The sequence below is a fragment of the Streptomyces sp. CY-1 genome (assembly GCF_047218265.1).
Lineage (GTDB): Bacteria > Actinomycetota > Actinomycetes > Streptomycetales > Streptomycetaceae > Streptomyces > Streptomyces niphimycinicus.
The window spans coordinates 9,952,705-9,971,015 of the sequence record NZ_CP178393.1 but is presented as its reverse complement, the minus strand read 5'-3'; the positions used below and the strand labels follow the sequence as shown (position 1 = coordinate 9,971,015).

The following is an 18,311-nucleotide window of genomic DNA, read 5'->3' as shown; positions in this document are numbered from 1 at the left end:
CTGCCCCACCGGCCGCCCGGCCCCGGGAGACCGTCGCGAACGAGGAGATGTCTGCCATGAGCGCTACGCATGAGGTCCTCAACCAGGCCCCGCCGCTCGTCGGCTTCAGCACGGCGGACGACCCCGCCCTGCTGGAGGCCCTGCGGCGGGACGGCGGCGGCTGGGGCGAGCCGGAGGTGCGGGAGCTGGGCGCGCGGGCCGGTTCCGCCGAGGTCCAGGACTGGGCGCGGATGGCCGAGGAGCACCCTCCGGTGCTGCACACCCACGACCGTTACGGCCATCGCATCGACGAGGTCGAGTACCACCCCGCCTACCACCAGCTCATGGACGTCGCCGTGGCGAGCGGCCAGCACGCGGCGGCGTGGAGCGAGAGCCGCCCCGGCGCCCATCTGGTGCGCGCGGCCAAGTTCTACGCCTTCGCGCAGGCCGAGCCCGGCCATGGCTGCCCGATCTCCATGACGTACGCCGCGGTACCGGCGCTGCGCGCCGAGCCGGAGCTCGCCGCCGTCTACGAACCGCTGCTGGCCGCCCGCGGCTACGACTTCGGACTGCGGCCGCCGCTCACCAAGCGGGGCCTGATCGCGGGCATGTCGATGACGGAGAAGCAGGGCGGCTCGGACGTCCGCGCCAACACCACCCAAGCCGTACCGGACGGTGCCGGTGGCTACGTCCTCACCGGCCACAAGTGGTTCACCTCCGCGCCGATGAGCGATGTCTTCCTGACGCTGGCCCGGACGGAGGAGGGGCTCACCTGCTTCCTGGTGCCCCGGGTGCTGCCGGACGGCAGCCGCAATCCGCTGCGGCTGATGCGGCTCAAGAACAAGCTGGGCAACCGCTCGAACGCGTCGGCCGAGATCGAGTACGAGTCCGCCGTGGCCTGGCGGGTCGGCGAACCGGGCCGCGGGGTGCGGACCATCGTGGAGATGGTCAATGTCACCCGGCTGGACTGTGTCATCGGCTCGGCGGCGGGCATGCGGGCCGGGCTGCGGCAGGCGCTGCACCACACCGAGCACCGCCGGGCGTTCGGCGCCGATCTGATCGACCAGCCGCTGATGCGCAATGTGCTCGCCGATCTGGCGGTGGAGTCGGAGGCGGCCACGACGCTCGCGATGCGGCTCGCCACCGCCCTGGACCGCGCGGAGGCCGGGGACGAGGGCGAGGCGGCGCTGCGCAGGCTGGGGCTCGCGGTGAGCAAGTACTGGGTGTGCAAGCGCGGCTCCGCCCATGCCGCCGAGGCCCTGGAGTGCCTGGGCGGCAACGGCTATGTGGAGGAGTCCGGCATGCCGCGCCTGTATCGCGAGGCGCCCCTGCTGTCGATCTGGGAGGGCTCGGGGAATGTCGCGGCGCTCGATGTGCTGCGCGCGCTGAGCCGGGAGTCCGGTGCGCTGGAGGCGTTCCTGGCCGAGGTCGACGCCGCGGCCGGGGCCGACGCGCGGCTGGACGCGGCCGTGGACCGGCTGCGCGGGCTGCTGCCGCGGCTCGCCGACCCCGAGCGGGCGCAACTGCTGGCGCGGCGGGTGGCCGAGCAGATGACACTGGTGCTTCAGGGCAGCCTGCTGGTGCGGTACAGCCATCCGGCGGTCGCCGACGCGTTCTGCGCCTCGCGGCTGGACGGGGACTGGGGGCATGCCTTCGGCACCCTGCCGCCCGGTACGGACACCGGCCCGATCCTGGAGCGCGCCCGCCCGAAGGACGCGCGGTGAAGCCCACGGAGGACGCGGGGAAAGCCGTGGACGCGGCCGGTGCGCCCCTTACGGTTCGCACGGAGCGGGAGGGCCCGGTCACCACGGTCGTGCTCGCCCGCCCCGAGGTGCGCAACGCCGTCGACGGCGCGACCGCCACGGCTCTGGCCGATGCCTTCCGCGCCTTCGACGCCGACCCGGAGGCGCGGGTCGCGGTGCTGTGGGGCGAGGGCGGCACCTTCTGCTCCGGCGCCGATCTGAAGGCGGTCGGCACAGCGCGCGGCAATCGGGTGGCCGAGGACGGCGACGGCCCGATGGGACCCACCCGGCTGCGGCTGTCCAAGCCGGTGATCGCGGCGGTCAGCGGCCACGCGGTGGCGGGCGGGCTGGAGTTGGCGCTCTGGTGCGATCTGCGCGTCGCCGAGGAGGACGCGGTCTTCGGGGTGTTCTGCCGCCGCTGGGGCGTGCCGCTGATCGACGGCGGAACGGTACGGCTGCCACGGCTGATCGGCGCGAGCCGGGCGATGGACCTGGTGCTGACGGGGCGGCCGGTGCCGGCCGACGAGGCGTACGCCATCGGGCTCGCCAACCGTCTCGTACCGCCGGGGCGGGCGCGCGCGGAGGCGGAGCGGCTGGCGGCCCAGCTCGCGGGCTTTCCGCAGATGTGTCTGCGCTCGGACCGGGCCTCGCTGCTGGACCAGGAGGGACTGCCGGAGGACGAGGCCATGGCGCGGGAGCTGCGCCACGGTCAGGCCACGCTCGCCGAGGGGCTGGACGGCGCGGCGCGGTTCGCGGCCGGCGCGGGTCGGCATGGAAGTTTCGGCGAGCGGTGACCAGGGGCGGGACCGCCGCGGGACGAGCCGAACGCCATGAGGTGAATGTCCTCCGGTAAACCTCGAAGCGCCAATGTCCGGGTCTATTCCCCTATTCGGGGGAATCCCGGTGCTCACACGGCTGGCGGGCGCCTGTTCGGCGGAACATCTCCTCGTGAAGCGATGGCAGCGCGTATGGCGTGCGGGGGTCCTGACCACTGCCCTTGTTCTCGCCTCGGCGGGGGCGACAGCCCTGGCCGACCAGGACGGTGACGGCCCGGCGACCGCGTCCGCCTCCCCACGGCCGACGGCCGGTGCCCGGCCCGGGACCGGGGGCCAGGACCACGGACCGCACGTCTGGGTGAAGATCCGGATCGGTCCGGGTCTGTGCGTCTGCGTCGCCGCCTCGGCGGGCCCGGTCGGCTTCTTCGCCCACTACGGCTGGTGCCACAAGCCGAAGCCCACGCCGACCCCCACACCTACGCCGACTCCGACGCCTACACCCACGCCTACACCGACTCCCACCCCGACACCGACGCCGACCCCCAGCCCGTCCGCCACACCGACCCCCACTCCCACTCCTACGCCCACCCCGAGCCCCACTCCCACGCCCACCCGGACGCCGCGGGCCCCCTCCCCCACACCGTCTCCGCGGCTTCCCACGCCGAGGCCCACAGCCGAGCCCGCGCTTCCGCTGCCGTCCCCGCCCCTGCGCACCAAGCCTCCGGCCGCACCCCCCACGCCGGTTCCCACACCGACCAGGACCCGTGCCGTCGAGGTGCACGCGTATCAGAAGCCCACGCGCCAAAAGCCCGACAGCGGCACCTCCCTGGTCACCTTCACCCTGCTGATCACCGCGCCCGCGGTCCTCGCGGCCGCCGCTCTCCGTCCCCGTTCGCGCTCTGCCGGGCGCGGCGGGCGGCGCGGCTGACGGCTCACTGTCGAACCGCTTGGGAGGTTATGCATGCCCGAATGGCTGATCATGGCCCTGGTGATGGCCGGGACCTGTGCGGTCGTGGTCACCGGGGCGGTCCTCAACGCCCGCCGCCTCGGGGAGGAGGACGATCCGGACGAGACTCCCGATGTCCTCGACTACATGATCATGATGATCGGCGTGGTCTACGCGATCGTGCTGGGCCTGGCGATCGCCGGTGTCTGGGAGGCGCGTTCCGCCGCGCAGGACGGGGTCCGTACGGAGGCGCAGGCGCTGCACGAGGTGGCCGAGCGGTCGGCCGTCTACCCCGGCCCGGTGCGCGACCGCATCCGCGACGGTGTGGACGCCTATGTGCACCATGTGGTGCACAAGGAGTGGAAGGTGATGATCGACAAGGGCGAACTCACCGACCGCGGTGGCGAGCTGCTGACCACCCTGCGCCGCGATGTCACCCTCGCGACACCGCACAGCGATCTCCAGTCGCAGGCGTATCAGCCGATGGTGGATCAGGTGGCCGCCGTGGACGACGCGCGGAACGCCCGGCAGCAGAGCGCGGGGCCCACGATGCCCCATCTGGTCTGGTTCGGCCTGGTGCTGGGCGCGGCGCTGGTGATCGGGCTGGTCTTCACCCTCCAGATCCGCCGCTCGCCCCGGGAGCTGATGCTCGCGGTGATGTTCACCGCGCTCATCGTCTTCCTGCTCTTCCTGGTGTGGGACTTCGACGCGCCCTTCGGCCGGTCGGTCGGCGATTCGACCACGGCCTTCACCGATCTGTTCCCCAGCGCACGGGGAGGGTCTTGAGCCCGTTCTGGAAGTTGGAGGTCAGCCGCACCGGCTCACCCGCCCGACGCAGCCCCGGCAGCCGGTCCAGGGCGGCACGCAGCATGGCCCGCATCTGGACGCGGGCCAGATGCGCGCCCAGGCAGACATGCGGTCCGAAGCCGAAGCTCAGATGGTCGTTGGGGGTGCGGGTGATGTCGAACCGGTCGGGGTCGGTGAAGACCGTCTCGTCACGGTTGGCCGAGGCGTGGAAGACGACGACCTTCTCACCGCGCCGGATGAGCCGGCCGCCCAGTTCCACATCGCGGGTGGCGGTGCGCCGGAAGTCGATGACGGGCGGCCAGAAGCGCAGCATCTCCTCCACCGCGGGGCCGGTCAGCTCGGGCCGGTCGCGCAGCAGCCGCAGGCTCTCGGGGTGGTCGAGCAGGGTGAGCAGTCCGCCGGGGATGCCGTTGCGCAGCGTCTCGTTGCCCGCCACGGCGAAGAGGAAGAACATGTTCTCGAACTCGTCCCGGCTCAGCCCGCCCTCCCGCATCCGCGCCATCACACTGCCCGGACGGGGCCGCTCGGCGAGCGCGTGGGCGTAGGCGAACATATCGGCCAGGGCCTCGCGGGAGCGCGGGTTCATCGGCCGGCCGTCGGGGCGTCGCGCCGCCGGGGCCGGTCTGCGGGCGAGGGCGGCGCGGCCCATGGGGCTCAGCTCCTCGAGGGCCACGGTGGACGATCCGGCGTAGTCGGCGTCCTGGTAGCCGATGACCCGGTCGGCCCAGTCGAAGAGCAGTCGCCGGTCACCCTCGGGGACGCCCATCACCTGGGCGAGGGTCCAGACCGGCAGATCGGCGGCGAGTTCGACGAAGTCGGCCGCGCCGCGCCCGGCCACGGAGCCCACGAGCGCCGCCGCGCGCTCCTCGATGGTCTCCTCCAGCTCCCGTACGGCGCGCGGGGTGAAGGCCGCGGCGACGATGCGGCGGGTGCGGGAGTGGTCGGGCGGGTCCTGGTTGAGCATCATCGCCCGCACGAACTCCAGATCGGCGGGGGTGTCGGGGTCGCGGATCTGGGTGGCCCCGAGGTGGGAGGAGAAGACCTCGGGGGTGCGCAGGACGTGTTTGACGTCGGCGTGCCGGAACACCGCCCAGAAGCCGGGGCCGGCCGGCCAGGCCCCGACCGCGGGCTCCTCGATCCGGCAGACCGGGCGGGTGGTGCGCAGTTCGGCGAAGAGCGCGTAGGGGACGCCGACGGTGTAGGTCTCGGGAAGGAACGCCTCGACAGGGTTCACAGCCGAGACCGTACGGCGCCGCCCTCCGGGCCCGTCAAGACGCCCGGCGTGTGCCCCTACGGCACCGGCACCGGGAGGATCCGGCGCAGCGGGTCCTCCGGCAGCCGGCCGTGGGCCTTCCACTCCCGGGGGTAGCCGACCGAGACCTCCTGGAACTTCACCCCGTCCTCCACCGTGGTCCGGGGGATGTGCAGGTGGCCGTAGACGACGGTCTCGGCCCGGAACCGCACATGCCAGTCGGCGGTCAGCTCGGTGCCGCACCACAGCGCGAAGTCGGGGTAGCGCAGCACCCTGGTGGGCAGCCGGGTCATCGGCCAGTGGTTGATGAGCACGGTCCGCAGCCCGGGGTCGACGGCCGCCAGCCGGGCCTCGGTCTCGGCCACCCGGGCCCGGCACCACGCGTCGCGGGTGGGGTAGGGGTCGGGGTGCAGGAAGTGCTCGTCGGTGCAGACCACGCCCACCTCATGGGCGTGGGCCAGCGCGGCCTCCTTGGTGGCCATGCCGTCGAGCCGGAAGGTGTAGTCGTAGAGCAGGAACAGCGGGGCGATGACCAGCGGTCCACCGATGCCTTCCCAGAGGGGGTAGGGGTCCTCGGGAGTGACGATGCCCTTGGCCCGGCACATCTCCACCAGCGCCTCGTAGCGCGCCACCCCCCGGACTTCCAAGGGGTCCTTGGGATGGGTCCACAGCTCGTGGTTTCCCGGTGACCAGATGACTTTGGCGAAACGCTCGCTCAGCAGGCCGAGGACCTCCTCGATCTCGGAGAAGACCTCGCCGACGTCCCCCGCGACGATCAGCCAGTCGTCGTCGGAGCCGGGCCGCAGCCGCTCCACGATCGCCCGGTTCTCCGAATAGGCCACATGCAGGTCGCTGATTGCGAGGAGTTCGCCCCCGTGGGTGCCACCCATTGTCTCTCCTGTCGTACGGTGGCGGTCATGACGCGGTCGCGGTGCTCACGCGCCGCGGGACGGGCCGGGTGATCACCGGACCGTCCCTGGCGCTAGCCTCGCAGATGTGGTGGACAAACTCCCTCCGTCTTTTGAACGGGGAACCGACGGACCCAAGGTCATCGTGGCCGGACTGGACGGTTCCGAATCTTCCTGGCGTGCCACGGCCTACGCCGCCGGACTGGCCAGACGCCAGAAGGCGCTGCTCGTCGTGGTCTATATCCAGCCGGTGCTGGCCGCCGGGGCGGCCCTGGGTGCCTCGGTGGCCGACACCACGGGTGAGGTGGCCGAGGAGCTGATGACGGAGATGCGGGAGGCCGCCGAGCGGCTGCGCGGGGTCTTCGACGTCCGCTGGGAGTTCCACACCTTCCGGGGCGATCCGTACAACGGCCTGGCCCAGGCGGCCGATGAGCTGAAGGCCGACGCCGTGGTGGTGGGCGCGTCCGAGCAGGCCGGGCACCGCTTCATCGGCTCGGTGGCCGTACGGCTGGTGAAGGCGGGCCGCTGGCCGGTCACGGTGGTGCCGTAGGACCCCCGCCGGCTCGCGGAGCCCGGCGCGGTGAGGCACGGTGGGAGAAACGAACGGACCACCCCATGGACCGGGGAGACTGCCATGGCCCACACCTACCGGGTGACCGAGATCGTCGGCTCGTCCACCGAGAGCGTCGACGACGCGATCCGCACCGCCATCGGCCGCGCCTCCAAGACGCTCCGCAACCTCGATTGGTTCGAGGTCGGTCAAGTGCGCGGGCATATCGAGGACGGCCGGATCGCGCACTATCAGGTGGGGCTGAAGGTCGGATTCCGGCTCGAGGACCCCGACTGACCCCGGCCGCGTCCGCACAGCGGACACGGCCCGGGAGGCGGTCGCGTGCTCAGCCACGGGCCACGACGGTGGAGAGCACGGACGGCAGCGGATACCAGTCGGCGGTCGCGAAGCTGGCGTGCCGGGCGGCGAGTTCGGACACCCGGGTGCGCGCCTGGTCCTCGGTGGGGCTGGTGCCGTCGATCGCGGGCGCCACGTTGTGCGCGTCCGTCATGATCAGCAGGTAGTGGCGGTCGTCGTACCAGGCGGTGTCCACACCGCTGGTGACATACGTGGACGCGTCCCCGTCGAAGACCACGAACCACGGCCGGAGGGCGGCGTCGGTGTAGCGGGTGCGCGGATCGTCCGAGGCGGCGCCGTGCACGGCGGGGAAGGCGGCGGCCTGACCGAGCTTCCCGGCGGCGGACAGGTCCCGCAGATGGGTGGCGTACTCACGGTCGGTCCACAGCGAGTCCAGCGGGTTGTTCTCCTCGACCGTGCCGGGGATCAGCTCGACGACGAACTTCCCCGCGAGCGCGGAGCGGGACGGCCAGCCGTCCGCGCGCACCGCCTCGTCGAGGTTGGCGTGGCCGCCCACCACATCCGCCGGGCGCAGCAGCGCGTCGCCCAGAGTGGCGCCGAGGAGGGCGTCGAGGTCGGCCGGGCCACGGCCGCTCTTGCCGTAGAAGCCGTCCTTCATCTCCACCTTGATGAAGATGGGCCGGTGGCCCGGATGGGCCTGGTGCCAGGCCCGCATATCGGCGAGGCAGCCGGTCAGGCTCTGGTCGCGGGGCTTGGTGCGCAGTTCGTCCGGGCCCGCGGCGTTCTCGCAGTTGTTGTCGTTGCCGAGCGGATTGCCGTGCGAGACCCGCCAGCCGGCGCCGAACGCGTTGGTCCATACGTCGAGTTCAAGCAGCGAGGCACCGGAGTCGAGCGCGTCGGCGAAGTACGGGTACTTGGCCTTTTCGTATGCGTTGTGCACCCCTACCGAGGTGGTGGCGGAATAGGACGGGTCGTCCGCGGCGGTGGGCCGGGCCTCCGCCGATGCCGTCAGACACAGTGCGGCGGCCGCCGCGGCGACCGCCACCGTTCCCGTGCGCCGGGCATGACCGCGCGCCGGATTCCCCACCCTGCCCATGTGTCCCCACCCTCGTCGACAACCCGACCAACTGGGCAGAAGCGTACGGGAGTCGCGTCACGGGTTACGAGGGGCTATGGGTCACAGCGGGACGGGCCCCGCGGCGGTGCTGCCGCTGAGCCCGTCTCATGTGCCGCGTCTCACACGGCCGGGGCCTCATCTGAAGCCCTCTTTGGCTTTGGGGTCAGGGGCGCTCCCCCGCACCGGTCGTCGCGGCCTCGCGCGGCCGTCCGCCGGGCAGCTTGGCGGCCAGCGGGGCGGTCTGATCCATACCGGTGCCGCGCCGCAGCCCGGTGAGGAACTCCCGGAACGTCTCGACGGCGGTGTGCCGGGGCCGCCAGCCCAGTTCCTCCTGGGCCCGGGTGGTGTCCATCAGCGGGAGCCGCAGGGCCGCGTCGAACAACTGGGGCGAGGGAGGCAGCAGACGCAGATGCCAGGCCGTGGCCATGGCCGAGCGGGCGGCGAGGCGCGGGATCCGTACCGTCCGTGCGTCGAGGAGACCGGCCAGCGTCCGGCCGTCGACCGGCGGTTCGGCCGCGAGGTTGAAGGCGCCGCGCACCTGCCGGCCGAGCGCCAGGCGGTACGCCTCGGCGGCGTCGTCGGTGTGCAGGACCTGGAGGCGCAGCCCGGGCAGGTCGAAGACCGCGGGCAGGAAACCGGCGCGGATCAGCCGCCGGGGCACGAACGGCCCCATGAACAGCCGACGCTGCTCGGCCGCCGCCTCCTCCTTGAAGAGGAAGCCCGGCCGCATCCGCACCACCCGGATCTGCGGATGCTCCCGTTCGAAGGCGTCGAGCACCCGCTCCACATACGCCTTCTCACGGCAGTACGCGGCCTCCGGCCAGCCGTGGGTGGGCCAGGACTCGTCCACCGGGCGGCCGTCCTCGGGGCCGGGTGAGTAGGCGCCCACCGAGGAGGCGTACACCAGGACCGGCACCTCGGCCCGCGCCACCGCCTCGAAGACCCGGACACTGCCGAGGACATTGGTGTCCCAGGTGACGGCGGGCCGATGGCTGGGCTGGATCAGCCAGGCGAGGTGGACGACCGCGTCGGCGCCCTCGAAGTGCCGTACGAGATCGGCCTCCTCACCCGCGTCCCGCCCGATGTCCGCCCGTACCCAGGTGGTCTTCGGCGGCGACCAGTTGGGCACCCGGCGGGCGACGCCCACGATCGACTCGATGTCCGGGGCCTCGCCGAGCGCGCGGACGACGCTCGTACCGGCATTGCCGGTGGCCCCGACCACCACCACGCGCATGCCCTGCTTGATGCCCATGTGTCCGCTCCTTCCGGCCGCGCCGAGTCCTCGGCCGTTCCGGGGTCCTCGGCCGAACGCCTCCTCAGCCGGCCCGGCCGACCAGCTCCCGCGCGGCCGCGACGATCGCGTCCGCGTCGATTCCCGCGTCGCTCAACTGCTCGTCGGGGGTCGAGGAGCCCGGCATCGTGCGCAGCGCGAGCCGGACCGTCCGGGGCACCGGACGGCCGTCGCCGAACGCCCCGAGCACCGCGTCGCCCAGTCCGCCCTCGGGGTGGTGGTCCTCCACGGTGATCAGGCCGCCCGTCACCTCGGCGGCGGTGCGCAGCGTCTCGGCGTCCACCGGCTTGACCGAGTACAGGTCGATGACGCGGGCGGGGATGCCCTCCTGGGCGAGCCGGTCGGCGGCCTCGATGGCCTCGTGCAGGGTGACCCCCGCACCGATGAGGGTGACCTGGTCGTCGTCGGTGGCGCGGACGACCTTGGAGCCGCCGATGGGGAAGCTCTCGGTGGGCGGGTAGATGACCGGCGTTCCGCCGCGGGTGGTGCGCAGATAGCGGATGCCGGACTCCGCGGCCATGGCCGCGGTCAGTTGGGCGGTCTGGTTGGCGTCGCACGGGTAGAGCACCGTGCTGCCGTGTACCGCCCGCATGGCCGCCAGGTCCTCCACGCCCATCTGCGAGGGGCCGTCCTCACCGATGGCCACCCCGGCGTGGGAGCCGATGAGATTGAGGTCCGCGTCGCTGATGGCGGCCATCCGGATGAAGTCGTAGGCGCGGGTGAAGAAGGCCGCGAAGGTGGAGACGTACGGGTTCCAGCCGCGGGCCTGCATGCCGACGGCGGCGGCCACCAGTTGCTGCTCGGCGATGAAGAACTCGAAGTACCGCTCGGGGTGTTCCTTGTGGAAGTACTCCAGGCGGGTCGAGTCGCCCACCTCGCCGTCGAGTGCCACCACACTGCCTCGGGCGGTGCCGACGGCGGCCACCGCCTCGCCGAACGCGTCACGGGTGGGCACCGAGTCGCCGGTGTTGTAGCGCGGCAGGACCAGCGGGCCCTCGGCGAAGGGCCGGGTGGGAGAGACCGAGGGCGGGCCGAGCACCGGCACGGCCAGGTTGCGTACGCCGCCGAGCTCGGCGATGGCCTCCTCCGGGTTCTTCAGCGGCTTGCCGTGCATGCCCTCGCGGTTCTCCACCGAGGCGACACCGCGGCCCTTCATGGTGCGGGCGATGATGGCGGTGGGGCGGCCGACGGTGGACAGCGCCTCGGCGTAGGCGCGGTCGATGGCCTCGATGTCATGACCGTCGATCTCGATGGTGTGCCAGTCGAAGGCGCGGATGCGCCGCGCGTAGGCGTCCAGGTCCCATTCGTGGCGGGTGGGGCCGCGCTGGCCGAGCCGGTTCACATCGATGATGGCGATGAGGTTGTCCAGCCGCTCGTAGCCCGCGTGCTCGAACGCCTCCCACATCGAGCCCTCGGCCATCTCGCTGTCGCCGCACAGCACCCAGACGCGGTAGGGCAGATGGTCGAGCCGCTTGCCGCTCAGCGCCATGCCCACGCCGTAGGGCAGGCCCTGTCCGAGCGATCCGGTGGCCACGTCCACCCACGGGAGCCGTGGCGTGGGGTGGCCCTCCAGCCTGCTGCCGCGCTTGCGGAAGGTGACGAACTCCTCGTCGCGGAGGGCCCCGGCCGCCTTGTAGACCGAGTAGAGCAGCGGGGAGGCATGGCCCTTGGAGAAGATCAGGTGGTCATTGCCCGGACGCTCGGGCTGCTCGAAGTCATAGCGCAGATGGTTTCCCATCAGGACGGCCATCAGGTCCGCCGCCGACATCGACGACGTGGGATGGCCGGACCCGGCGGCATCGGCGGCGCGCACCGAGTCCACCCGGAGCTGCTGGCCGAGTTCGCTGAGTTGTTCGTGTCGCATTGTTCTCCTTCCAGGTTTCGCCGACGGTCAGCCGCGACCCGCCCGTACCGTCTGCGCGACCTCGGGCGATTCGGTGTCCAGCGGCACCGCCCAGGGCGGGACCACCCCGAGCTGCACCGCCTGACGTGGCAGCACCGCGTCGAGCAGCCAGTCGGCGGCGACCCGGACCCGGTTCCCCGGCATCGCCATCAGGTGATAGCCGCGGGTGACCGCGCCCGCGAGCGGCCCGGACAGCGGTATGTGCAGCGGGTCCGCGGCGGCCTGCGCCCCGCCGAGGTCGACGGTGAACCCGAGGTCATGGTGTTTGTACGGTTTGGGGGCGCCGCGCCCGAGGGAGGCCAGGACGTTGTGGGCCGCGACCTTTCCCTGCCGGTGGGCGTGCTGTGCGGTCATCGGGGTGAACTGGCCCGGCCGGGTCAGATCGGGTACGGCGGCGGCGTCCCCGCAGGCCAGCACCTCCGGATGGCCGGGCACGGCCAGATACTGGTCGACCCTCAGCCGGCCGCGTTCGGTCGGCAGCCCGAGCTGGTCCACCAGCGGGTCGGGGCGCACCCCGACACACCAGATCAGCGACCGGGTGTCGATGAACTCGCCGTCGTCCAGCCGCACGCCCTCCGAGGTGGCCTCCTTGACCGTGGTGCGGGTGCGGATGTCCACACCCCGTTTGCGCAGCACCCGGTCGGCCGTGCGGGACAGTTTCCTGTCCAGCTCCGGCAGCACCCGGGGGGCGATGTCGACCAGCAGCCAGCGGGGCCGTGGCGCGTCGCGCAGTGTGGTGTTCTTGCGCGCCAGCGAGTCGGTGAAGAGCACCCCGTGGGCGGCCACCTCGGTGCCGGTGTAGCCGGCGCCGACCACCACGAAGGTGCGGCGGGCGGTCCGCTCCCGCGGGTCCTCACTGGTGCCGGACATCTCTATCTGCCGGGTGATGTGGTCGCGCAGGTAGAGCGCCTCCGGCATACCGCGGAAACCATGGGCGTGCTCGGCCACACCGGGGATCGGCAGCAGTTTGTTGACGCTGCCCACGGAGAGGATGAGGCGGTCGTACGCCATCTCGCCGGACCGTCCGTCCGGGTCCCGCCAGGAGACCCGGCGGGCGTCCAGGTCGACGCCGTGGACCTCGCCCAGCACCAGCCGGACATGCGGCAGGGTGCCGGTGAGGGAGACCGAGACCCGCCGGGGCTCCAGGATCCCGGCCGCCACTTCGGGCAGCAGCGGCAGATACAGGAAGTAGTCGTTGGGGTTGATCAGGACGATGTCCGCCGCGCCGCGCAGGGTGCGGGAGAGCTCACGGGCGGCCTGATAACCGGCGAAACCGGCACCGACGATCACTATGCGTACTGGGCTCACACGAATCTCCCGGGCATACGGGGCCAGGGAGCACCAAGTGCCCGTGAGAGTCCGGGCCAAACGTCGGGCTCGCGCGGCCCCGCCCCCGGGACCGCGTTCCGGAGGGTTCGGGGTGCGGTCCGGGGGCGGGTGCGCGGTGGGTCAGCGGCGCCGGCCGGCCGTCTGCGCGTCGACCGGCTCGTCCCAGTCGATGCGATAGCCGGTCAGCCAGTCGGGGGCGCCGTTGCCGGCCCGGTCCAGCTTGCGCGGCATGGTGGCATCGCGCAGGGCCCGCGCCACCGGTCCCGGCGCCGTGCGGCGGGCCATGCCCGCGCTGGCCGTGGCGACCTTCTCGACCCGCTCCCGGCGCAGCGCCTCGTACGCGGCGAAGGCCGACTGGGGCGAGCGCAGATCGCGCAGGCATTTGGCGAGCACGACACCGTCCTCGATGGCCATCGACGCGCCCTGGGCGGCGTTGGGCGCGCAGGCGTGCGCGGCGTCGCCGACGATGACCATGGACTCCTCGGACCAGGTGGGGGTGGAGACGATGTCGTAGGCGGCGGTGGCCACGATGGAGTCGCCGGTGGCGCGGACCAGGTCGGCGGCGGGGGTGTTGTCCTCGGCGAAGAGCCTCAGCAGCCGCTCCCGCCACTCCTCGGCGGCGATGGCGGCCAGCTCACTCTTGGAGATCTCCTCGGCCGGGGCGTTGCAGAACCACCACACCTCGCCGTCCGGGGCGGTGGTGCAGCCGAAGAACGCCTGCTTGCCGAAGATCATCGTGTAGGCGTCCGGATCCGGCGGCGTCTCGGCGTCGCGGGTGTAGCCGCAGACGGTGTGCTGGCCGGTGTAGCGGGGCCGGGGCGCGGCCGCGTCGATGGCCCTGCGGACGAGCGAGTGGATGCCGTCCGCGCCGATCAGCACATCGCCCACGGCGCGCCCGCCGTCGGCGAAGGAGCAGACGATCCGGCCGTCGGGGCTGGTGTGGGCGGCGAGCAGCCGCTTGCCGTGCTCGATGCGCACTCCGCGGCGCACCGCCTCCTCGCGCAGCACCCGGGCCAGGGTGGCGCGTTTGAGGGTGACGGAGCCGAGGCCGCCGTCCTGCGATCCGGACATGGGCCGGTTGCCGAGCCGCTTGCCGGTGTTGCTGATGAACTCGACGCGGCCGACCGGGAAGGAGTTCTCCAGCACCGGTTCATGGGCGTCGATGGTGCGCAATGCCTCCAGGCCGTTGGCGGCGACGACGAGGAACGCACCCGCGTCGGTGGCGTCCGGGGGGTACGTCTCGTAGACGACCGCGTCGATCCCGGCTTTCCGCAGGGCCATCGCGGTCACCGTGCCGGCGATGCCGCCACCGATGATCAGGGCTGTGGTCATGGTGCTCCGTGACGTGGCGTGGGGTGTCGTGTCGTGTCGTGGGGTTGCGACAGCACCATATGGCGGACCGGAGCCTCCCGGGACAAGAGCGCCAGTTCAACTACCCGGCGATGGGCGGCATTTGGGACAGCTCCGGCAACCCGCCACGTGAGCGGCCCCGCTACGTGAGCGGCCGCGCCATGTGAAGGGCTTCGCTACGTGAGCGGTCCCGCCTACTTGAGCAGCCGGGACAGCCGCCGGTCGGCGAGCGGCTTGCCGCCGGTCTGGCAGGTGGGGCAGTACTGGAGCGAGGAGTCGCGGAAGGACACCTCGCGGACGGTGTCCCCGCACACCGGGCACGGCTGCCCGGTGCGGCCGTGCACCCGCATGCCGCCGCGCTTCTCCCCCTTGAGGTCGGTGGCGGCCAGTCCGCGGGAGCGCTCGACGGCGGAGCGCAGCGTGGCGCCCATCGCCTCGTACACCCCGGCGATCTCCGCTTCGGTGAGGTCGGAGGCGAGCCGGTAGGGGGACATCCGGGCGGCGTGCAGGATCTCGTCGGAGTAGGCGTTGCCGATCCCGGCGATGACGCTCTGGTCGCGCAGCACCCCCTTGATCCGGTGGCGTACGCCGCGCAGCAGCCCGGCGAACGCCTCCAGGGTGAAGGAGTCGTCGAGCGGGTCCGGGCCCAGCCGGGCGATCCCGGGGACCTCCTGCGGGTCGCGGACCACGTACACCGCGAGCCCCTTGCGCGTCCCGGCCTCGGTGAGGTCGAACCCGGAGCGCTCCGGACCGGCCAGGAGCAGCCGCAGCGCCAGCGGGCCCTTGCCGGGGCGGGGCGGAGCCTCGGGGAGTCCGTCGCGCCAGCGCAGCCAGCCCGCCTTGGCGAGGTGGACGACCAAATGGGGGCCGTCGGTGGCCAGGTCGAGGAACTTGCCGTGGCGGACCGCCGCCGTGATGGTGCGGCCTTCGAGCGCGCCCAGCGGCGGATCGTAGGTCTTCAGAACGCTCACCGCGACGGGGAGGACACGGGCGATCTCCCGGCCGGCGGCGCGCCCGGCCAGGATCTCGGCGAGGGCCTCCACCTCGGGCAGCTCCGGCATGCCACCAGTGTGCCGCAGGGCGGCGGCGCATCACCCGGGGCGCCCCCGAGGGAGCCGGTTACCACCGGCGCACCGCTCCGGGCTGCGGCTTCGCGGACACTCACTTACCGTCTCTTTTGTCCCCTTTCGTCCCAGCCTGCCCCGTACGGAGCGTTTCCCATGGTCGACACCGGACAGCAGTCCGTACGAAGCGAGGCAGTACGCGGTGGTGCGGTACCACGCGTCGGCGAGGCGGCACGCGGCGCGGAGGCGGCACGGCACGAGGCGACGGGCGGGACACGAGGCGCGACGTACGAGGGCTATGAGGCGTACGAGGGCGGCAGTCCCGAGGCCGAGCGGCGGCGCTTCGAGAAGCTGACCCACGAGCTGATGCGGGTGCAGCGGGCCCGCCCCGGCGGCGCGGTGGGCCCGGGCGCCCCGCAGTTGCTGCGCCCCTTCCGGGCCAAGGCCGCGCTGGGCGTGGAGAACGCCCGGCTGCGGTTCCGTGACGACCTTCCGCCGGAGCTGTGCGTGGGATACGCCCGGCCGGGCGCCGAGTACCCGGCCGTGCTGCGGCTGTCCACCGCGAGCGGCACCGAGCGGCAGGACACCACGCCCGATCTGCGCCGGATGGCGGTGCGGGTCCAGGCCGGTCCGGAGGAGACCCACGATCTGCTGGCCACCAGCTTCCCGGTGTCCCATGCCGCCGATGTGCATGAGTTCGTCGCCTTCGCCAAGGCCACGGCGGGCGCGGGGAGCACCGTGGAGAAGGCGTTCGGGCTCTTCGTCCGGCTGCCGCTGGCGGTGGGCTGGGCCACCGCCGACCGGATGCGCCGCAATGTGCGGACCGCCACCCGCCATACGGTGGGCTCGCTGGCCCGCGAGACCTTCTGGAGCCGGGGCGCGATCCTGTGGGGCCCGGCCGGTCCGGTGCGGTATCGGCTACGTCCGGCGCCCGGCGGCACCGCCGCTCCCCCGCCCGACCGCGGCGATCCCGACTATCTCGACCGTGAGCTGGCGATGCGGCTGTCCACCGGCGACATCGCCTTCGAGCTGTGTGTGCAGCGCTATCTGGACGACCGCCGCACCCCGGTCGAGGACGGCTCGGTGGAGTGGCCGGAGAGCGACGCCCCGATCGTCCCGGTCGCGGTGCTCACCGTGCCGCGCCAGGACCTGGACGGCGCCCGGGCCCGGGCCGCGGCCCGCCGGGTCGAGCTGCTGACGTTCAACCCCTGGCACACCACCGAGGAGTTCCGGCCGCTGGGCAATCTCAACCGGGCGCGCAAGGCCGCGTACGAGGTCGCCGCGGCGCACCGACTCGGCCTGCGCTTCCCCACCGCCGAGCCGGGCCCGACCACGGAGCCGGGCCCGACCGACGAGCCAGTCCCGACCGCCGGACCGGGCCCCGCCGCGCTGCTGCCCGTTCCGGTGCGCGCCGCCCTCGATCTGCCGGTGCGCGCGGCCTTCGGCCTGGTCAACCGCTGTGTGCCCTGGCATCGGCTGCCGGACCCGCTGGGGCTGCTCAACCCGGACGCGCTGGGCCGGACGCTGCATCGGTTCGGCCTCCTCGACGCGCCCTCGCCCGAGTCGCCTTCGCGCCCCGGTCCGGCCCCCGCCCCGGCGCGCTCGTACGACGGCCTGCCCGGCGATACGGGCGTGGCGCGGAGGGCCGCCGCCGGCCGCCGCCTGTCACCGGTCCACCGTCCCGATCTGATCCATGTGCCCCACCCCGCCACGGTCGGCGAACGGCTGCTGCACCGGGAGCGCTTCCGGCCCGCCACCTCGCTCAATGTCCTGGCGGCCGCCTGGACCCACTTCCAGTCCCCGGACTGGGTCGGCACCGCCTCCCACCGCTGGGACGGCTCGCAGGCGTACGGCGGCGCCGGGCAGCGCCTGGAGGAGGGCCATCTGCCGCTGGGTCCGGGCGGGGTGCCGCCGATCGGCTCGCCCGGCGCCTGGTGGCTGGGGCTCAGCGCGATGCACACGCTCTTCGCCCGCGAGCACGAGGCGGTGTACGAGGCGCTGCGCCGCACCCATCCGGCGATGGACGAGGAGGCGGCGCACCGCACGGCCCGGCTGGTGGTCCGCGCGCTCATCGCCAAGATCCATACGGTGGAGTGGATTCCGGCGATCCTCGCCACCGAGGTGATCGACCTCGGCTCGAGGACCAACTGGCAGGGCCCGCCCGCCCGTTGGCTGTCCCGGCTCGGCCTGTGGCTGTTCGAGGCGAGCGTGTCGGCGGGCGGCCCCCGCGGCGTGCCGGACCATCCCGGAGTGCCGTTCGCCCTCACCGAGGAGTTCATGACGGTCTACCGGACGCATCCGCTGGTCCCCGACGACATCGAGCTGTGCGACCACCGCCTCGGGCGGCGGTCGCGGTCGCTCGGCTTCGACGAGGTGCGGGGCCCGGCGGCCGAGGCGGTGATGCGCAAGACGGGGCTCGCCGACGCCCTCTACTCCTTCGGCATCGCCCATCCGGGCGCGATCACTCTGGGCAACTACCCGCGAGCGCTGCGGCGTTGCGAGCGGGACGGCGAGTTCCTCGATCTGCCGGTGGCGGATCTGATGCGGGCCCGGCGGCGGGGCGTTCCGCGGTACAACGACTTCCGGGCCCGGCTGGGCAGACCGCGGATCCGCTCCTTCGAGCAACTGTCCCCCGATCAGGACACGGTCGCGCGGCTCGAGGAGGTCTACGCCTCGGTCAATGAGATCGACGCCATGGTGGGGCTGTTCGCGGAGAATCCGCCCGAGGGGTCCGGCTTCAGCGAGACGGCGTGCCATGTCCTGCTGCTGATGGCCACCCGGCGGATTCAGGACGATCGCCTTCTGACCGTGGACTTCCGGCCCGAGGTGTACACCCCGCTGGGGCTGGACTGGGTGGAGAAGTCCAGCATGACCTCGGTGATCCTGCGGCACTGCCCGGAGCTGGCCGGAGTGCTGCCCCGCGGGGCGAGCCCGTTCGCGCCCTGGCGGCCGGTGGTGCCGTCCGCGGCCTGACCGCGG

At 72.9% G+C, this 18,311-nt stretch carries 15 protein-coding genes; 7 read left to right on the top strand and 8 right to left on the bottom strand.

The features are described 5' to 3' along the window. Positions 1 to 56: 56 nt before the first annotated feature. The 4 genes from ACK1X7_RS42830 to ACK1X7_RS42815 all read left to right on the top strand — a co-directional run bounded on the left by ACK1X7_RS42830 (position 57) and on the right by ACK1X7_RS42815 (position 4,229). Positions 57 to 1,703, top strand: coding sequence for an acyl-CoA dehydrogenase family protein (locus ACK1X7_RS42830; RefSeq protein WP_385144740.1), 1,647 nt, complete (start codon positions 57 to 59; stop codon positions 1,701 to 1,703). Beyond that, positions 1,700 to 2,515, top strand: a complete 816-nt coding sequence (locus ACK1X7_RS42825; RefSeq protein WP_385144738.1) for a crotonase/enoyl-CoA hydratase family protein — start codon at positions 1,700 to 1,702, stop codon at positions 2,513 to 2,515. The genes ACK1X7_RS42830 and ACK1X7_RS42825 overlap by 4 nt, the downstream gene beginning before the upstream one ends. 757 nt (positions 2,516 to 3,272) lie before the next feature. Further along, positions 3,273 to 3,425, top strand: a complete 153-nt coding sequence (locus ACK1X7_RS42820) for a hypothetical protein (protein WP_385144736.1) — start codon at positions 3,273 to 3,275, stop codon at positions 3,423 to 3,425. A 33-nt stretch (positions 3,426 to 3,458) separates the two neighbouring features. Further along, positions 3,459 to 4,229 (top strand): hypothetical protein, encoded by a 771-nt coding sequence (locus tag ACK1X7_RS42815; protein ID WP_385144734.1) that lies wholly within the window; start codon positions 3,459 to 3,461, stop codon positions 4,227 to 4,229. Here ACK1X7_RS42815 and ACK1X7_RS42810 read toward each other — a convergent pair. Together ACK1X7_RS42810 and ACK1X7_RS42805 are read right to left on the bottom strand one after the other, a co-directional pair. Further along, the gene (locus ACK1X7_RS42810; protein WP_385144732.1) at positions 4,192 to 5,484 is read right to left on the bottom strand and encodes a cytochrome P450; all 1,293 of its coding nucleotides are present in this window, start codon (positions 5,482 to 5,484) and stop codon (positions 4,192 to 4,194) included. The two genes, ACK1X7_RS42815 and ACK1X7_RS42810, sit on opposite strands and share 38 nt — an antisense overlap. A 56-nt stretch (positions 5,485 to 5,540) precedes the next feature. Beyond that, complete coding sequence (locus ACK1X7_RS42805) at positions 5,541 to 6,392, bottom strand: metallophosphoesterase family protein (protein WP_059148448.1); 852 nt, start codon at positions 6,390 to 6,392, stop codon at positions 5,541 to 5,543. A gap of 106 nt (positions 6,393 to 6,498) precedes the next feature. On the opposite strand from ACK1X7_RS42805, the gene ACK1X7_RS42800 reads away from it, so the two are divergent. Next, positions 6,499 to 6,960 carry a universal stress protein gene (locus ACK1X7_RS42800; RefSeq protein WP_361505451.1) on the top strand — a complete coding sequence of 154 codons (462 nt, stop codon included), beginning with the start codon at positions 6,499 to 6,501 and terminating at the stop codon, positions 6,958 to 6,960. An 84-nt stretch (positions 6,961 to 7,044) separates the two neighbouring features. Further along, on the top strand, positions 7,045 to 7,257 hold the full coding sequence (locus tag ACK1X7_RS42795) for a dodecin (protein ID WP_093467158.1): 213 nt from the start codon (positions 7,045 to 7,047) through the stop codon (positions 7,255 to 7,257). 49 nt (positions 7,258 to 7,306) lie between these two features. On the opposite strand, the gene ACK1X7_RS42790 is transcribed toward ACK1X7_RS42795, so the two are convergent. The 6 genes from ACK1X7_RS42790 to ACK1X7_RS42765 form a co-directional block, all read right to left on the bottom strand. Continuing rightward, positions 7,307 to 8,374, bottom strand: a complete 1,068-nt coding sequence (locus ACK1X7_RS42790; protein ID WP_413116540.1) for a phosphatidylinositol-specific phospholipase C domain-containing protein — start codon at positions 8,372 to 8,374, stop codon at positions 7,307 to 7,309. Positions 8,375 to 8,558: 184 nt separating this feature from the next. Then, positions 8,559 to 9,647, bottom strand: a complete 1,089-nt coding sequence (locus ACK1X7_RS42785) for an NAD-dependent epimerase/dehydratase family protein (RefSeq protein WP_390794681.1) — start codon at positions 9,645 to 9,647, stop codon at positions 8,559 to 8,561. 64 nt (positions 9,648 to 9,711) lie between these two features. Then, positions 9,712 to 11,550, bottom strand: a complete 1,839-nt coding sequence (locus ACK1X7_RS42780) for a transketolase (RefSeq protein ID WP_413116539.1) — start codon at positions 11,548 to 11,550, stop codon at positions 9,712 to 9,714. A gap of 27 nt (positions 11,551 to 11,577) precedes the next feature. Further along, complete coding sequence (locus tag ACK1X7_RS42775; RefSeq protein WP_385146737.1) at positions 11,578 to 12,897, bottom strand: NAD(P)/FAD-dependent oxidoreductase; 1,320 nt, start codon at positions 12,895 to 12,897, stop codon at positions 11,578 to 11,580. A 141-nt stretch (positions 12,898 to 13,038) separates the two neighbouring features. Then, positions 13,039 to 14,250 carry an FAD-dependent monooxygenase gene (locus ACK1X7_RS42770; protein ID WP_390794679.1) on the bottom strand — a complete coding sequence of 404 codons (1,212 nt, stop codon included), beginning with the start codon at positions 14,248 to 14,250 and terminating at the stop codon, positions 13,039 to 13,041. Between the two features lie 212 nt (positions 14,251 to 14,462). Continuing rightward, complete coding sequence (locus ACK1X7_RS42765) at positions 14,463 to 15,329, bottom strand: Fpg/Nei family DNA glycosylase (protein ID WP_390794678.1); 867 nt, start codon at positions 15,327 to 15,329, stop codon at positions 14,463 to 14,465. A gap of 159 nt (positions 15,330 to 15,488) precedes the next feature. Here ACK1X7_RS42765 and ACK1X7_RS42760 point away from each other — a divergent pair, with 159 nt between their 5' ends. Further along, positions 15,489 to 18,305 carry a peroxidase family protein gene (locus tag ACK1X7_RS42760; protein WP_390794677.1) on the top strand — a complete coding sequence of 939 codons (2,817 nt, stop codon included), beginning with the start codon at positions 15,489 to 15,491 and terminating at the stop codon, positions 18,303 to 18,305. The last annotated feature ends 6 nt before the right edge of the window (positions 18,306 to 18,311 follow it).

Coding starts and splice junctions, on each gene's coding strand:
- ACK1X7_RS42830 (WP_385144740.1), top strand. CDS start 57: ATGAGCGCTACGCATGAGGTCCTCAACCAGGCCCCGCCGCTCGTCGGC.
- ACK1X7_RS42815 (WP_385144734.1), top strand. CDS start 3,459: ATGCCCGAATGGCTGATCATGGCCCTGGTGATGGCCGGGACCTGTGCG.
- ACK1X7_RS42805 (WP_059148448.1), bottom strand. CDS start 6,392: ATGGGTGGCACCCACGGGGGCGAACTCCTCGCAATCAGCGACCTGCAT.
- ACK1X7_RS42795 (WP_093467158.1), top strand. CDS start 7,045: ATGGCCCACACCTACCGGGTGACCGAGATCGTCGGCTCGTCCACCGAG.
- ACK1X7_RS42790 (WP_413116540.1), bottom strand. CDS start 8,374: ATGGGCAGGGTGGGGAATCCGGCGCGCGGTCATGCCCGGCGCACGGGA.
- ACK1X7_RS42785 (WP_390794681.1), bottom strand. CDS start 9,647: ATGGGCATCAAGCAGGGCATGCGCGTGGTGGTGGTCGGGGCCACCGGC.
- ACK1X7_RS42780 (WP_413116539.1), bottom strand. CDS start 11,550: ATGCGACACGAACAACTCAGCGAACTCGGCCAGCAGCTCCGGGTGGAC.
- ACK1X7_RS42770 (WP_390794679.1), bottom strand. CDS start 14,250: ATGACCACAGCCCTGATCATCGGTGGCGGCATCGCCGGCACGGTGACC.
- ACK1X7_RS42765 (WP_390794678.1), bottom strand. CDS start 15,329: ATGCCGGAGCTGCCCGAGGTGGAGGCCCTCGCCGAGATCCTGGCCGGG.
- ACK1X7_RS42760 (WP_390794677.1), top strand. CDS start 15,489: ATGGTCGACACCGGACAGCAGTCCGTACGAAGCGAGGCAGTACGCGGT.